The organism is Desulfosporosinus metallidurans, assembly GCF_001936615.1.
Lineage (GTDB): Bacteria > Bacillota > Desulfitobacteriia > Desulfitobacteriales > Desulfitobacteriaceae > Desulfosporosinus > Desulfosporosinus metallidurans.
In genome coordinates this window covers 1-15232 of record NZ_MLBF01000046.1, presented here as the reverse complement: position 1 = coordinate 15232, position 15232 = coordinate 1, and the positions used below count along the sequence as shown (strand labels likewise).

The 15232-nt window shown below is 45.4% G+C and carries 17 protein-coding genes; all 17 read left to right on the top strand.

The genetic code is table 11. The features are described 5' to 3' along the window. The first annotated feature begins 7 nt into the window (after positions 1–7). The 17 genes from ftsH to lysS all read left to right on the top strand — a co-directional run bounded on the left by ftsH (position 8) and on the right by lysS (position 14838). Complete coding sequence (gene ftsH, locus DSOL_RS20060; RefSeq protein ID WP_075366569.1) at positions 8–1930, top strand: ATP-dependent zinc metalloprotease FtsH; 1923 nt, start codon at positions 8–10, stop codon at positions 1928–1930. Positions 1931–1942: 12 nt separating this feature from the next. Beyond that, positions 1943–2392 carry a nucleoside-diphosphate kinase gene (gene ndk, locus DSOL_RS20055; protein WP_075366568.1) on the top strand — a complete coding sequence of 150 codons (450 nt, stop codon included), beginning with the start codon at positions 1943–1945 and terminating at the stop codon, positions 2390–2392. 63 nt (positions 2393–2455) lie between these two features. Continuing rightward, complete coding sequence (locus tag DSOL_RS20050) at positions 2456–3160, top strand: DUF881 domain-containing protein (protein ID WP_075366567.1); 705 nt, start codon at positions 2456–2458, stop codon at positions 3158–3160. Further along, the gene (locus tag DSOL_RS20045; RefSeq protein ID WP_075366566.1) at positions 3160–3861 is read left to right on the top strand and encodes a DUF881 domain-containing protein; all 702 of its coding nucleotides are present in this window, start codon (positions 3160–3162) and stop codon (positions 3859–3861) included. Before DSOL_RS20050 ends, DSOL_RS20045 begins: the two co-directional genes overlap by 1 nt. 73 nt (positions 3862–3934) lie before the next feature. Next, entirely contained in the window at positions 3935–4417 is a 483-nt protein-coding gene (locus DSOL_RS20040) for an HD domain-containing protein (protein WP_075366589.1), read from the top strand. A gap of 12 nt (positions 4418–4429) precedes the next feature. Beyond that, positions 4430–5644, top strand: coding sequence for a dihydropteroate synthase (gene folP, locus DSOL_RS20035; protein ID WP_075366565.1), 1215 nt, complete (start codon positions 4430–4432; stop codon positions 5642–5644). Further along, entirely contained in the window at positions 5631–6008 is a 378-nt protein-coding gene (gene folB / locus DSOL_RS20030; RefSeq protein ID WP_075366564.1) for a dihydroneopterin aldolase, read from the top strand. The genes folP and folB overlap by 14 nt, the downstream gene beginning before the upstream one ends. Continuing rightward, positions 6005–6472, top strand: coding sequence for a 2-amino-4-hydroxy-6-hydroxymethyldihydropteridine diphosphokinase (gene folK / locus DSOL_RS20025; protein ID WP_075366563.1), 468 nt, complete (start codon positions 6005–6007; stop codon positions 6470–6472). The genes folB and folK overlap by 4 nt, the downstream gene beginning before the upstream one ends. A 264-nt stretch (positions 6473–6736) precedes the next feature. Continuing rightward, the gene (locus DSOL_RS20020) at positions 6737–7615 is read left to right on the top strand and encodes a Rossmann-like and DUF2520 domain-containing protein (protein ID WP_427854438.1); all 879 of its coding nucleotides are present in this window, start codon (positions 6737–6739) and stop codon (positions 7613–7615) included. A gap of 92 nt (positions 7616–7707) precedes the next feature. Continuing rightward, a complete protein-coding gene (panC, locus tag DSOL_RS20015) occupies positions 7708–8565 on the top strand; it encodes a pantoate--beta-alanine ligase (RefSeq protein ID WP_075366561.1) in 858 nt (285 codons plus the stop codon). Next, positions 8558–8941 (top strand): aspartate 1-decarboxylase, encoded by a 384-nt coding sequence (gene panD / locus DSOL_RS20010; RefSeq protein WP_075366560.1) that lies wholly within the window; start codon positions 8558–8560, stop codon positions 8939–8941. Before panC ends, panD begins: the two co-directional genes overlap by 8 nt. A gap of 46 nt (positions 8942–8987) precedes the next feature. After that, entirely contained in the window at positions 8988–9968 is a 981-nt protein-coding gene (locus DSOL_RS20005) for a biotin--[acetyl-CoA-carboxylase] ligase (RefSeq protein ID WP_075366559.1), read from the top strand. A 142-nt stretch (positions 9969–10110) separates the two neighbouring features. Continuing rightward, on the top strand, positions 10111–10653 hold the full coding sequence (locus DSOL_RS20000; protein WP_075366558.1) for a biotin transporter BioY: 543 nt from the start codon (positions 10111–10113) through the stop codon (positions 10651–10653). 37 nt (positions 10654–10690) lie between these two features. Continuing rightward, a complete protein-coding gene (locus DSOL_RS19995; RefSeq protein WP_075366557.1) occupies positions 10691–11458 on the top strand; it encodes a type III pantothenate kinase in 768 nt (255 codons plus the stop codon). Positions 11459–11476: 18 nt separating this feature from the next. After that, entirely contained in the window at positions 11477–12442 is a 966-nt protein-coding gene (gene dusB / locus DSOL_RS19990) for a tRNA dihydrouridine synthase DusB (protein WP_075366556.1), read from the top strand. 221 nt (positions 12443–12663) lie between these two features. Continuing rightward, the gene (gene greA / locus DSOL_RS19985) at positions 12664–13134 is read left to right on the top strand and encodes a transcription elongation factor GreA (RefSeq protein WP_075366555.1); all 471 of its coding nucleotides are present in this window, start codon (positions 12664–12666) and stop codon (positions 13132–13134) included. Between the two features lie 207 nt (positions 13135–13341). Next, positions 13342–14838 carry a lysine--tRNA ligase gene (gene lysS, locus DSOL_RS19980; RefSeq protein ID WP_075366554.1) on the top strand — a complete coding sequence of 499 codons (1497 nt, stop codon included), beginning with the start codon at positions 13342–13344 and terminating at the stop codon, positions 14836–14838. Positions 14839–15232: the final 394 nt, after the last annotated feature.

Here is a 15232-nt window from a genome sequence, read left to right as displayed (position 1 = left end):
ACCATATTTGAAGGTCTTTAAGAACGCAACTATTTATGTGCTTATCATTCTCATGGCGATTTTGTTAATTAGATGGTCAACCCCTCCCGTTAATAAAGAGACAGGACTGGACTATAACGCTTTTAAAAGGGCAGTTGTAGCGGATCAAGTTAAAGATGTCGCGGCTGTTATTGAAAATAATGCCATTAAGTATACGGTCACGATGAAGGATGACACGAAGCACGAAGTGATAGGACTGGCCAGTGATCCACAACTTACGTCGGATTTAGTGGCCCATGGACTCCCTTTGAAATTAACGGAGCCAGCTGAGTCTCCTTGGTGGGTCGGCTTATTCACCACGATGCTTCCCATTATTGTTATCGTTGCCTTGTTTTTCTTTATGATGCAACAAAGCCAGGGTGGCGGGAACCGCGTAATGCAGTTTGGAAAAAGTAAGGCACGCCTTGTGGGGGAAGATAAGAAAAAGGTAACTTTTGCAGATGTTGCCGGTGCTGACGAGGTTAAAGAGGAGCTTCAGGAAGTGGTTGAATTTCTGAAGTTTCCCAAGAAGTTTAATGAATTGGGGGCCAAGATCCCCACCGGAGTTCTTTTGTTTGGACCTCCTGGAACTGGTAAAACGTTACTTGCCCGCGCTGTTTCAGGTGAAGCAGGCGTGCCATTTTTTAGTATCAGCGGCTCGGATTTTGTGGAAATGTTTGTCGGGGTCGGAGCTTCTCGAGTTCGTGATTTATTCGAACAGGCTAAAAAGAGTTCCCCTTGTATTGTCTTTATCGATGAGATCGATGCTGTTGGACGACAACGGGGTGCTGGTCTTGGTGGTGGACATGACGAACGAGAACAAACGCTTAACCAACTTCTAGTGGAGATGGATGGATTTAATGGTAACGATGGAGTTATTATTATAGCGGCTACGAATCGGGCGGATGTGCTTGATCCAGCCCTCTTGCGCCCAGGTCGTTTTGACCGGCAGGTCGTTGTTGATGTGCCAGATGTTAAAGGACGGGAAGAGATTCTTAAAGTCCATGCCAAAGGTAAACCAATCAGAAAAGATGTTGATCTTGAGGTGATTGCGCGACGAACTTCTGGTTTTACTGGTGCGGACCTGGCTAACTTGATTAATGAAGCAGCACTTCTCTCCGCTCGGCGGAGTGAAACGGAAATTCGACAGCAGGCCATGGAGGATTCTATTGAACGGGTGATTGCGGGACCAGAGAAGAAGAGCCGTGTAATCAGTCCTTTTGAAAGAAAACTCGTGTCTTATCACGAAGCAGGACATGCGTTGCTTGGGGAGCTTCTCACTAATACGGATCCCTTACACAAGGTGTCGATTATCCCGCGCGGAAGGGCTGGGGGATACACGCTTCTTCTTCCCAAGGAAGATCGCAACTATATGACAAAATCCCAACTGCTCGACCAAGTGACCATGTTACTGGGTGGGCGCGTGTCGGAGGCTGTTGTTTTGCATGAAATCAGTACGGGTGCTTCAAATGACTTAGAGCGGGCCACTGGAATCGTTCGTAAAATGATTACAGAGTTGGGGATGTCCGAGGAACTGGGACCACTCACCTTTGGGCACAAAGAAGAGCAGGTCTTTCTTGGCAGGGATATTTCCCGTGATCGTAGTTATAGTGATGCAGTGGCTTACGCTATTGACAAAGAAGCCCGCCGCATTATTGATGACTGTTATCAGAAGGCTCAAAACTTAATTCGGCAAAACATTGATAAATTACATGCTATTGCCGAAGCCTTGATGGATAAAGAAACACTGGATGTCAAGGACTTTGCTGCAGTGATGGCGAAGTTTGATGTTCCGACGGATGCTGGAGAATTGACTGATGGTTCTATAAATCTTGAAAAGACAGCGGAAGGTTCACTCGATGCCGAGTTGCCACGTCATACCGTGGAAGAGGAATTGAATAAAATAGAGTAAGGGAGTGTGAAGATGGAAAGGACATTTATTATGCTGAAGCCCGATGCGGTTCAGCGGGGGTTAGTCGGGGAAATAATTTCACATTTCGAGAAAAAGGGTTTGAAACTTGCAGGAATGAAGTTAATTCAAGTGAATCGTACCTTAGCAGAAGCACATTATGCAGAACACCAGGGTAAAGGTTTCTTTGAACCGACTGTCATGTACATCATGTCTTCTCCGGTCGTGGCCATGGTATGGCAGGGGAAAAATGTTGTTGTCTTAGCTCGCGAGCTGATGGGGGCGACCAATCCGGCAAATGCGAATCCTGGGTCGATCCGGGGGAAGTATGGGATGGATATTAGCCGCAATATTATTCATGGTTCGGACTCGGTCACAAGTGCAGAACGAGAAATTTCGCTTTATTTTAAATCTGAAGAACTGATTGACTATCCCAAAGCGGGCGACGAATGGTTGAGTGAATAAAGCAATAAGGGACGCCCGCAGGGGTGTCCCTTTTCAGAAACCGAGGGTATGGAGGTGTGATATATGCAGTTGGAAAAAATGGAACGATGGTTACTGGGGTTTGGTTCAATATTGATTGGATTTCTTTTTATAATTCTTCTTAGAGCTCATGGAGTCGCGGGTAGTACGGTTACAGAAACGGCTGTGCCTAGTCTGATACAAACGGAACAAGAAAATCAGCAAATTTCTGCTGATAACGAGAGGCTCCAGCAGGAATTGAATAAATACGAGCAAGGTCAAAACGCATCGGCAGTGGCCAATCAGCAACTTCGGGAGGCACAAATGAATGCTGGTGTGATTGCGGTTTCCGGCCCCGGCGTACGGATTACGCTGGATGATTCAAAACGCGCTGCGAAAGAGCAAGAGGATCCGATGCTCTTTCTCATTCATGAACAATATATTCGCGAAATATATAACGCACTATGGAATGGCGGAGCGGAAGCGGTTGCCGTAAATGGCCAGCGCGTGACGACAAATACCGAGGTATTCTGTGGTGGATCTTATATTCAGATTAATGGTACTCGCCAAATGCCTCCTTATGTGATTGAAGCCATTGGGGATACCAATAATTTATCGGCTGCCCTAAACTTTTACGGTTGGTTTAAACTTGGCGATCTCCAACAGCAAAACGGAATTACACGTAAACTGGAGATTAAGGAAAAAGTGATGATTCCGGCGGGCAAATTGCGAAATTATCATTATGCTGAACCCGTGAAGGAGGGGACATAATGCAGCGTTGGAAAAGAAGCTTAGCTCTGCCTGTTACCATGGTGGCCATTGCCCTTGGCTTTCTGATATCTCTTCAGGCTCAAACCCAAAAGAATGTATCGGCAGCAGAACAAATTAGTGCAGACCGTTTGAGTCAAATGAAATCAGTATTGTCGAATTCACAGGCGCAAAATGCCAAACTTCAAGAAGAGCATCGCGTCTTGCTAGAAAATTTGGATGCGGCCCGGAAAAAGATGGGAACGGACCCTCAACTTCTTGCCCAGCTGAAACAACTGCAAATGTTGGAAGGGACGCAGGCGGTGGAAGGCCCGGGAATTCAGATCAGCATTGACGACCGAAACAAAAAGGTTATCTTTCCACTCAGTACGGATGATATTGCTAGGATGATTAATACTTTGAAGTTCGCAGATGCTGAGGCAATTAGCTTAAATGGTCAACGGATCGTCGGCTCGACCGCCATTGTATTGAGTGGAAGTTCGACAATCTTGGTTAACCAAGTGCCCGTTAACCGTGCGGAAGGTATTCCTTACGAATTGAATGCTATTGGGGATCAAGATACCCTCTTGGATTACTTTTCTAAGCTAGAAGCTCCAGGCCTAAAGCAGAACGGCTTGACGGTAAGCATCACGAGAAAAACATTGAACATTCCATCTTACAAAGGAGCATATGCCTTTAAGTTTGCTAAACCAGAGAATCCTTAATCTCGGTCTCGTTAGATCACATGATTATGTTGGCGGGATAAAATGTAGGGAGTGGGGCGCTATTGATAATGGAATGACTCGAGTCAACCGGCTATTAGACCATGAAGATTATATCCGCTCTATGGAGAAAATCGAGAGGTTGGAGAAGGAACGTCGTTTCTGTAAACATGGCTTTGAGCATGGTTTGAATGTAGCGCGCATTGCTTATGCGTTTATCCTAGAAAAGGGAGAGAGAATCCTTCCGAAAGAGGTGGTGTATGCTGCCGCTTTTCTACATGATATTGGACGTTGGGTGGAATATGAAACTGGGGAAGATCATGCTGAGGCGAGCGCAAGACTGGCCCACCCCATGCTAGAAGAGTTTGGCTTTAGCGCGGAGGATATTCAAATCATCTTAACGGGGATTCGTGAACATCGCAACCATCAGGCGGATAACTCGACTCTTTTGGGAGAAGCGTTGGCTTTAGCAGACGACTGGTCCAGAGATTGTCGTCATTGTACGGCACAAACCTTATGTTACAAATTTAGCATGGAAATGAAACAGATAATGTATTAAAGGGGCGAGAAAATGCAGGCGTATGGTATGCGGTGGGTTACACTCGATAATTTGAGAGAAGCAAAAATGAGTTTGACAGAGATTGGTTCCGACGCCGGAGGAATTGGACATATGGCAGGGAAGGGATTAGGACGTGGGATAAAACTAGAGCAAGTCCCTTTACGAGTCGCCCATATTCTGAAACAGGAGATGCTATCCGTTGGCGGGGATGCAGCAGTACATCGGGATGTGATTACCAATAATGTCAATGCCACAGATGTTATGTTGCTGGGCACGGTTCGTCAACTTGAGCACCTAGCGACTAAGGTATTAGCCCAACCCTTTGGGCTTAAGAAGGTTGGGCATGACTTAAAGCAGTTGCTCACGTTTCTAGAACCCCCAAAAACCCGCATTTTAAATTGTCGGGGCAAGGAGTTGAAGTTTGGGGAACGCACCTTAGTCATGGGAATTTTGAATGTAACGCCAGATTCTTTCTCCGATGGGGGCAGGTACGTTAATATTGATGATGCCATTGCTCAGGCGAAACGCATGGTCGAAGAAGGTGTGGACATTTTAGATCTCGGGGCGGAGTCAACACGTCCTAGTCATGAGAGTGTGAGTGCCGAAGAAGAATGGCATCGTTTAGAACCAGTCCTTAAGGCACTTTTAGAGCTTGTGGAGGTACCCGTCTCGATCGATACCTATAAGGCTAGCGTTGCGGCAAAAGCTCTCGAAGCGGGGGCCCACATCATTAACGACATTTGGGGATTGCAGAAAGATCCGGATATGGCAAGGGTGGTTGGAGAGCACCAGGCACCTGTGATCGTCATGCATAATCAGGATGGAACGAACTACCATCATCTCATGGGGGATATATTTGACTTTTTGAGGCGAAGCATTGAACGGGCGGAGGCTCATGGATTATCTGGAGATCAAATTATACTAGATCCAGGAATCGGGTTCGGGAAAACAACGGAGCAGAATCTTGAGGTCATGGCTCGATTGGCTGAATTTAAGACGCTTGGACATCCTGTGCTCTTAGGAACATCACGTAAATCTATGATTGGAAAGACCTTGAACCTTGCGGTCGATGAACGTTTAGAGGCGACACTGGCGACCAGTGTTCTAGGGGTTGTTGCCGGGATGGATATAATTCGTGTCCATGATGTACAGGCAAATCGCAGGGCAGTTCAAATGGCAGATGCCATTGTGCGGGGACAGAGAGGAATTCATTATGTCGGGGCATGATGTCATTCACCTACGGGGTCTGGAATTTTATGCTTACCATGGGGTAATGCCAGAAGAACAAGTCTTAGGCCAGAAATTTCTGATTGATATGGATCTTTTTTGCGATCTGCGCCTGGCTGGTTCTTCGGACCAAGTGGGGGATACGATCCATTACGGAGAGGTTTACCAGGTTATTGAGGCTTGTGTTATTAGCGATAGACATCAATTAATAGAACGATTAGCAGAAGATATTGCGCAACGAGTTATAGGGCAATTTTCCTGCACGTCTGTACGGGTCGAGGTGCATAAACCGCAGGCACCGATTCCTGGGATTTTCCGAGATGTATCGGTGGAGATTTGGCGTGAGGCAGGAGAGAGAGCATGAGGGCATTTTTAGGTTTGGGGAGTAATCTGGGAGATCGCGCCTACTATCTTGGAGCGGCGATTTCAGCCTTGGCAAGCTCAACGATAATGATTCGTACCACGTCGAGGATTTACGAAACAGAGCCTTGGGGTATACTAGACCAACCCTTGTACTGGAATCAGGTCATTGAAGTCGAAACAACTCTTGAACCCTTGGACCTGCTACATGTTTGTCAGGAGATTGAACTTCGACTCGGGCGAGAACGCAAAGAACATTGGGGCGCTAGGACAATTGACATTGATCTCCTTATTTATGATAATAGAGTAAGTAAGTCGGAAGAATTAACGTTGCCTCATCCTTATCTGGAAAATCGGGCCTTTGTGCTTGTACCTTTGCGAGAGATCGCCCCGAAACTCGTGTTGCCATCGGGAAGATCGATTGAAGAGGTATCTGGAGAAGGGAAAGTTCGCCCTCTTAAAGTCTAAGAACAAAGCAAGAAAACTCAAGTTAACAGACGATATCGGAAGAGTTGTACTGTCTTGGGTGGCTGACTGATTTATACGGATTAGGATTCGAAAGACCGAGCGGATAGAAAAATCGAAAAGACCCTAAATGAATACTGGAATAATAACCGCTTGGATCTAGATGACCGAGACGGAGGGTAAGAATGAAATACCTTCACTCTCAGTGAAGGTATTTTTTGTTAAGTGGACACGCAAGCGCATTTGCGATAATGAGTATTTTCGGTAATGAGGAGGTGCGAGATGAAATTTGGGATTATCGGAGCAGGAATCGTAGGTACGGCCTTAGCTGTACGCTTAGAAGAAGCGGGGCATGAGTGCATAGGTGTACATACTCGAAGCCGTCTCTCGTATGAGCGGTTTCGCTGTTATTTGAATAAAGACCATCTCACTTTAGACGCGCTTATTCCTAATGTTGATTGTTTATTTATTACGACACAGGACGGTATGATTCGAACGGTGGCAGAGAATCTAAGCGCAAACGGCCTTTTAAAACCGGGACAAGTATGGATCCACTGTTCAGGTTCACTTCCTTCAGATGTTTTACGGGTTCAGGAGAACTTGTCTGTACGGTGTTTATCATTGCATCCTCTTCAAGCGTTTGCGAGTGTAGAGAAGGCTTTAGCTATTCTTGCGGGAACGCACTTCGGGATCGAAGGGGACGATGAGGAACTGGGAGAAAAGATTGTTGAGGATTTAGGCGGGATTCCCCATCATATCTTGGCAGCCCAGAAGTCACTCTATCATGCGGGTGCCGTGGTGGCCTCTAATTATTTGGTGGTTCTTGCTTCGTTGGCTGTGGATCTTTTTGGGGAAGCAGGAATTAAAGGGGAAGAAGCACTGGCCTCCTTATTGCCTCTGATGAGAGGGACACTTTATAATTTGGAACAGGTGGGGCTTCCCCAAGCATTGACTGGGCCAATAGCGCGTGGGGATGCTCAGGTCGTTCAAGGCCACTTAGACCATATGCCCTCTAAACTTGTGGAGATTTATCAGGCCTTAGGATTGAAAGCATTAGAGTTGGGAGTCAACAAGAAAGCTCAGCAGGGGTTAACCTATTCGTCAGAGGAGTTAAATCTTATGAAATCATTACTCGCAAAATCGTAGTTACTGTTCGCGGTAGCGAAGGCTTTCACTAAACCATGATAATTGGCATTTGAATAAAACGAGGCAGGTATAAAAGAAAGGTGGAGATCGACGTGAAGAGAACTTCCCACATTCCTGAATTGCGTGCAATGGTGGCACAAGAAAAAGGCCGAGAACGGGTTATTGCCCTCGTCCCTACCATGGGATATTTGCATCGGGGGCATCTGACCTTAATTGAGCAAGCTAAAAAGAGTGGAGCTTTCGTTGTGGTCAGTATCTTCGTTAATCCACTACAATTTGGCCCCAATGAAGACTATTCGCGTTATCCTAGGGATTTAGAGCGTGATGCCCGTTTGCTGGAAGAGGAGGGGGTTGATGTACTCTTTCATCCAACAACTGAGGAAATGTATCCTCGCCCCATGGTCACTTATGTTGAAGTGGGTCAGTTGGATTCGATGCTTTGTGGAGCCGCTCGACCCGGACATTTTCGTGGAGTAGCGACGGTTGTAAGCAAGTTGTTTCATATTGTTCAACCCGATTTGGCCTTTTTTGGGCAAAAGGATTATCAGCAATATCTGATTATTCGACGGATGGCGAGCGATCTAAATCTCCCGATTGAGATCTGCGCTGTCCCAATTGTGCGAGAAGAGGATGGGCTGGCGTTAAGCTCGCGCAATGTGTTTTTAACTCCAGAACAACGTCGGGAAGCTGTGATTCTGTCTCAGAGTCTTAACGAGGCGGAAAGGAGTATACAAGCTGGAGAACGATCGGCACGGGAGATCGAAACTCGCATTCGGGAAAGAATTACCCGTGAGAGCCATGGCGTAATTGACTATGTCGAAGTCCGGGATGCGGAAGGCTTATCTGAAGTATCCGATATAGAGGGCCCAGTGCTCATTGCCCTAGCGGTGCGATTCGGTTCAACCCGATTAATTGATAACAAAGTGGTGGAGGCTGAAGCCCGTGTTTAGAACGATGATGAAATCTAAAATCCATAGGGCGACTGTGACAGAGGCCAATCTCCAATATGTGGGAAGCATTACGATTGACACAGCGCTCATGGAAGCCGCGGATATCTTGACGAATGAGAAAGTCCAGATTGTAAACAATAACAATGGGTCAAGGTTTGAGACTTATGTTATTCCCGGAGAAAGAAACTCTGGGGTAATTTGCCTGAATGGCGCAGCCGCCCGTCAGGTGCAAGTCGGGGACCAAGTCATCATTATTTCGTATGCTGTGATAACGGATGAAGAGGCTCATAAGTTTATCCCTGAAATTATCTTTGTGGATCAGGAAAACCGACCTACAAAAATTTCTTCAGAAGAAGTTCATGGACTACAAACGTAACGAAGAACTTTTTTCGACGAGGAAACGTTGGGAAAGAGGAATCTAAATGGTAAGTCATGAAATCCTTAATATCCTCGCCGCGAACTCCGAGGACTATGTGTCTGGTGAAAGGATTAGTCAACAATTGCATGTCACTCGGGCTGCTATCTGGAAACAGATTAAGGTTCTAAAGGAAGAAGGGTTTGAGATTGAGGGCCAGACGAAGAATGGTTACCGTTTAATGGGAACTCCTCTTTCCTTAAATGAGTGGGCTCTTAAACAGGCGTTAACCACAACTTCCTTGGGATACGCGATCGATCTTGAAGACGAATTGGTATCCACAAATGCACGGTCTAAGGAGCTTGCCCGACAGGGAGGAGTTCATGGTCAAATTGTCTTAGCAAAGCATCAGAGCGCGGGACGAGGTCGGCTGCAGCGACAGTGGGAATCTCCAAGGGGTGGACTTTGGATGTCCGTACTGCTCCGGCCTAATTTGTCCTTGGCAGATGCTTCAAAATTAACTCTCGCTGCGAGTGTAGCAATTGTCGACGCCTTGAGGGAACTCTTCCAGCTGAGTATCGGGATCAAGTGGCCGAATGATCTTATTTTTAACGGACAAAAGATCGCAGGAATTCTCGGAGAAGTCGTGGGAGAGTGGAATGCCGTTCAAACGTTGATTCTAGGTATAGGGATAAATGCGAATTTTCCCCGTGAACAATTAAATACTTCATTGAACGCAACGACTCTTCATGAAATTCTAGGGTATGAAGTAAACCTCAACGTTTTGGCAGCTGGAATTTTGAAGCATTTAGAAAATCAAGTAATATCCCTTGAAAAGAAGGCGTTTGAGGAGCTAAGGTCAAATTGGTCGGAAAGGGCCCTCGGTTTGGGAGAAGAAGTAAGAATCCTACGGGGAGAGCAGGTATTTCAGGGAATTTTTAAGGGAATCTCGATTGATGGAGAACTAATTCTTGAGACGGAGGATGGAGAAAAGATTTTTACGGCAGGAGAAGTCCAACTTCGTTCTAAAGAGGGTAAGTATTTTTAAGTTATCTTAATTGGTATGGTTAAATGGATTTCCATTCAAGGAAAAGGTTTTTGTATACTTAATGGACAGTTGTTGTAAGTTGCTAGGTTCTATTGTAAACTTTAAACATGTAAAAGAGTTTACAATAGAAGGGGGATCTGTAATGAAAACAAGGAAGTTGGCCATGACAGCTGTTATGGCAGCACTGATGTGTTTGGCAGGGATGTTAGTTCATTGGGTTTCACCGGCGTTGGTTCCTTTTAGTATTTTGCCTGTTTTAGTTTTAATTTCCGGTATTATTCTTGGAGCAGAGTATGCAGCTATGGCAATGGTGGTGTATTTGGTTTTGGGCCTCTTTGGTCTGCCGGTTTTTTCCTCCGCCCCGTTTGGAGGATTAGGCTATATCTTAAAGCCTACTTTTGGATTTCTTCTCGGCAATGTGGCCGCCGCTTATGTTGTGGGGAAAGTGTATCGCGAAGGCTGCTTATGGCGAGCGATTGTTGGCGTACTTGCTGGGCTTGTCACCTTGTATCTCTTTGGGTTAAGCTATCTCTATATGATCTTGTACTGGGTTTTGCACCGCCCGACAAGTGTCGCCGGTGTTATGATGATCGGTTTTGTTCCCTTTATTTTGGGGGATCTCATTAAGGCCGGGATTGCCGTCTGGGTCGGACAGGAAGTGGTTCGCCGGCGTCAAGCCTCCTAAAGGGTCGCTTACTTAGCCAGAAGGAGCGTTAATTTTTATGATTCTATTATTTGATGTGGGCAACACAAACATTGTGTTGGGGGTTTATGATGAGAGGACGCTAACCCATCATTGGAGAGTGTCCACGGATAAGTCTCGAACTGTGGATGAATATGCAGTTGTCATTAAAAATTTATTTGATTTTAGTGGCTTAACGTTTCAAAAAATTAGTGCAGTCGTTATTTCCTCGGTAGTTCCTCCGGTAATGCCAACGTTGGAAGCGCTTGCCCGAAAGTACTTTGGCGTAGAACCTCTTGTTGTGGGGCCTGGCGTTAAAACTGGAATGCCTATTATCTATGATAATCCTAGAGAGGTTGGGGCTGACCGAATTGTAAATGCCGTCGCTGCATATTCTAAATATGGAGGACCGCTCGTCATTGTGGATTTTGGGACGGCTACGACGTTCTGTGTGGTTTCGGAACGTGGAGAATACTTAGGTGGGGCGATTGCTCCTGGAATCGGGATCTCGACAGAAGCTTTATTTCAGAGGGCGTCAAAGTTGCCTCGTATTGAGGTGGTTAAGCCTTCGTCGGTGATCGCGAAGAATACTGTAGCAGGAATGCAATCCGGAATTTACTATGGATTCACGGGCCAAGTTGACGGTATTGTTAAGCGTATGAAAGAAGAAATGGGAGCAGAAACTAAAGTAATTGCCACGGGTGGTTTAGCTAAATTGATCTCTCAGGAATCAACTATGATCGAGACCGTAGATCCGTTTTTAACCCTTGAGGGACTTTTGTTGATTTATGAACGTAACCGGAAATAGTTAATAAGAGGATTTGAGATGAAATTAGGACAGTATGAACTTGAGGTTCCAGTATTTTTGGCGCCATTGGCAGGGGTGACGGATAAGGCATTCCGGGAAACGGTCCGTGCGGTCGGTGGGAAGTATGTTTGGACCGAAATGATCAGTGATAAAGCGTTGAACTATCGAAATTCAAGGACCTTGAATATGCTGGATTTGAGTGGAGAGGCCCAACCGCGGATTGTTCAGCTTTTTGGTTCAGACCCTGAGACAATGGCTCGTGCTGCGTTATTGGCCTTAGAATGCGGGGCCAATGTTATTGATATTAATATGGGATGCCCAGCACTAAAAATTGTTAAGAATGATGAGGGCTCGGCTCTGCTAAAGGATCTTCCTCGTGCACAAGCTATTGCTTCAGCTGTTGTGCGTGCTGTTAAGGTACCCGTGACGGTAAAAATGCGCCTTGGCTGGAACGACGATAAAATTGTGGCTATCGAACTGGCGAAGCTCCTTGAGTCTGTAGGGGTCCAAATGCTAACAGTTCATGCCCGAACTCGGGAACAATTTTACTCCGGTCATGCTGATTGGGATTGGATTCGACGAGTTAAGCAAGAAGTAAGTATTCCTGTCATTGGAAACGGCGATGTTTCTAACCCTGAAGATGCTGGGAGAATGATCGAGCATACGGGATGTGACGGGGTCATGATCGGACGAGGTGCACTTGGAAACCCATGGCTCATTCCGCGCACCCAGCATTTTTTAAGGTATGGCACATTATTACCTGAACCGCTAATTGAAGAACGCATCTTAGTTGCAATGCAACATTTCGACCGCGTGTTGCGCTATAAGGGTGAACGTATAGGCCTCAATGAAATGCGGAAACACGCGGTGTGGTATATTAAAGGGGTTAGGAAAGCAGCCCAACTTAGAGACGAAATCATGCAAACGAGATCCCATGATGAAATGCGTGCGGTCTTCAGTCGAATCCTGCAAGCCGAAGCATAGATTATGTCGAAAAGAGAGAAGATATGATAGCATTACTCGTTTAGAGGAAAAGTAGTATCCTTGACAATATTTTGCAAGGTCCTTATAATAACGAGTAATGTAATTGTGGAATCTTTCAAGGAGTTCCTAGATTTAAAGGGAGTACGCATACAAGGCCTTTAGAAAGGTGCGCGGCAACTAGATGCGCAATGCGTAGGACGAGAAAAGGGAGCGAGAAAACTATGGCTGAAAAAGAAGTCATTCTAACTTTAGAAGGCCTCAAGAAACTTGAAGAAGAGTTAGAACTGTCTAAAACAGTAAAGCGGCGGGAAGTTGCTTCACGTATTAAGCAAGCCATTGACTTTGGAGATATTAGCGAAAACTCCGAGTACGATGACGCGAAGAACGATCAGGCCTTTATCGAAGGCCGAATTATTACTCTTGAGAAAATGCTTAGGAACGCTCGAGTAATTGATGAAGTCGAAGGAACAGATGTTGTGGCATTAGGCGCTAAAGTTCGTCTAAAAGATGTTGACTTTGGGGATGAGGAAGAATACTTTATCGTGGGTTCGGCTGAGGCGGATCCAGGTACGAATAAAATTTCCAATGAATCACCAGTCGGAAAAGCAGTCTTAGGTCAGACCAAAGGGTCGATTGTAGAAGTCAATGTTCCCGCAGGTATTTTACACTATCAAATTCTAGATATTAAATAGAACCATGAAATTCATAGATAATTATCGAGTTATCGGATGAATTAGGTATTAGAAAATAAGTTTATTTGAGTGCAGTGTTTCTGTAATGGGGTTAACCTCGTATAGATGCTGCACTTTGTTTATTGATTATTTTTGATTTTCCTTGTTTAGTGGCGTCAAAGTTTGGTAAAATTGATAAGATAGAACGCAAAATGGAGGAATTAACAAATGGATAATCCCAACGACCTCTGGCGAATTCGGTTAGAAAAACTAGAGCTGCTTCGCCAAGCCGGTATTGAACCCTATGCTGATCGCTATGTGCGTACACATAAAGCACTTGATATTCTGGAGCGGTTTGAAGAGTTGGAAGGTCAGGTAGTTAGTGTTGCTGGCCGGATTATGAGCAAGCGCGATCAGGGAAAAGTTATTTTTACGCACATCCAAGATTTTAGTGGGCGAATCCAGATTTATATTCGAATGGATGAATTAGGTCAGACCCTGTTCGATTTAATTACAAAATTCGACGTGGGAGATATTATTGGGGTAGAAGGGAAGGTTTTCCGAACAAAGCGAGGAGAAGTATCCATTCATGCTCTTAATGTGAAATTACTTTCTAAGGCGATGCGCCCGCTGCCCGAAAAGTTCCATGGTCTGACGAATGTGGAAACACGTTATCGGCAAAGGTATTTGGATTTGGTTATGAATCCGGATGTTCGCCAAGTGTTTGTGACACGAAGCAAAATTATTCGGTACATGCGGGAGTTTCTCGAGGAAAGGGAATTCCTTGAAGTAGAGACGCCGACGCTTCATACGATTCCAGGCGGAGCGGCGGCACGCCCGTTTAGCACGCATCACAATACCCTTGATATCGATCTATATTTGCGGATTGCTCTCGAACTGCCCTTAAAACGCCTTATTGTCGGGGGATTTGAGAAGGTATTTGAAATCGGTCGGACCTTCCGAAACGAGGGAATTTCAATCAAACATAATCCGGAGTTCACCATGATGGAGCTCTATCAAGCGTATGCGAATGTTGAAGATATCATGGAATTGACAGAAGAGATGATCGCCCAGATAGTACAAAAAATACACGGCACCATGGAGATTACGTATCAGGGACAACCTCTTCAATTCAAAACTCCTTGGCAACGGCTTCCAATGTTGGACGGGATTCTGGAGTATTCCGGAGTAGACTTCCGGCACGTATTAACGGATGAACAGGCACGTCAAGTTGCTCAAGAAAAAGGCCTTCATGTCGCAGAGGATGCGTCCCGCGGCAAAATTATTAATGAGTTTTTCGAAGAGTTTGTTGAACCTAATTTGATCCAACCTACTTTTATAACTGGACATCCTGTAGAAATTTCTCCGTTGGCTAAACGTAACGCCGAGCACCCAGAATATACGGATCGGTTTGAAGCGTTTATATTTGGGCGTGAGCTTGCTAATGCCTTTTCTGAGTTAAATGACCCCATTGATCAGAGGCAGCGTTTTGAAGCACAGGCGGCTGAACGGGCTAAAGGAGATGATGAAGCGCATATCATGGATGAAGATTTTGTCCAAGCCTTGGAGTATGGTCTGCCGCCGACGGGTGGATTAGGAATCGGTATCGATCGCTTGGTTATGTTCTTAACGGATTGTGCGTCAATTCGTGATGTTATCCTCTTCCCAACGATGCGTCCTCGAGACGAAAGCGTTCAAGATGAAGAGGTTGAAGAGTTACTTTAGAGAAGATTTATTGTTCAAAGGCTGATTCAATAATTTTGGATCAGCTTTTGTCCTATAATCAGAAAGTATAAGTTTTGGGGTGCCAAAGGGTACCTCTTTACTTGTTTAAGGGTTAAGAGTGGGAATTCATATTGGGAACAAGTTTTTTCCAAATGGATATTATGTTTTTATGAGATAAAAGGAGTTAAGGGGAGAATAATTAAGTTTAATAAGTATAAAATAGTATAATAGCCTCAAAGTGTAGTTGATTGGGATCCTATAGTCGTGGTATAGTAATATTTGTCGTTCGGGGAAACAGTAAAATCGGTAGACGACAAGGCAAAATCCGACACCCTGCCATCTCGACACCCAGCCATCCGTGGCGGTGATCTAACCTCGAGCATCGTGTTCGAGA

Coding starts and splice junctions, on each gene's coding strand:
- ndk (WP_075366568.1), top strand. CDS start 1,943: ATGGAAAGGACATTTATTATGCTGAAGCCCGATGCGGTTCAGCGGGGG.
- DSOL_RS20050 (WP_075366567.1), top strand. CDS start 2,456: ATGCAGTTGGAAAAAATGGAACGATGGTTACTGGGGTTTGGTTCAATA.
- DSOL_RS20045 (WP_075366566.1), top strand. CDS start 3,160: ATGCAGCGTTGGAAAAGAAGCTTAGCTCTGCCTGTTACCATGGTGGCC.
- DSOL_RS20040 (WP_075366589.1), top strand. CDS start 3,935: ATGACTCGAGTCAACCGGCTATTAGACCATGAAGATTATATCCGCTCT.
- folP (WP_075366565.1), top strand. CDS start 4,430: ATGCAGGCGTATGGTATGCGGTGGGTTACACTCGATAATTTGAGAGAA.
- folB (WP_075366564.1), top strand. CDS start 5,631: ATGTCGGGGCATGATGTCATTCACCTACGGGGTCTGGAATTTTATGCT.
- folK (WP_075366563.1), top strand. CDS start 6,005: ATGAGGGCATTTTTAGGTTTGGGGAGTAATCTGGGAGATCGCGCCTAC.
- DSOL_RS20020 (WP_427854438.1), top strand. CDS start 6,737: ATGAGGAGGTGCGAGATGAAATTTGGGATTATCGGAGCAGGAATCGTA.
- DSOL_RS20005 (WP_075366559.1), top strand. CDS start 8,988: ATGGTAAGTCATGAAATCCTTAATATCCTCGCCGCGAACTCCGAGGAC.
- DSOL_RS20000 (WP_075366558.1), top strand. CDS start 10,111: ATGAAAACAAGGAAGTTGGCCATGACAGCTGTTATGGCAGCACTGATG.
- DSOL_RS19995 (WP_075366557.1), top strand. CDS start 10,691: ATGATTCTATTATTTGATGTGGGCAACACAAACATTGTGTTGGGGGTT.
- dusB (WP_075366556.1), top strand. CDS start 11,477: ATGAAATTAGGACAGTATGAACTTGAGGTTCCAGTATTTTTGGCGCCA.
- greA (WP_075366555.1), top strand. CDS start 12,664: ATGGCTGAAAAAGAAGTCATTCTAACTTTAGAAGGCCTCAAGAAACTT.
- lysS (WP_075366554.1), top strand. CDS start 13,342: ATGGATAATCCCAACGACCTCTGGCGAATTCGGTTAGAAAAACTAGAG.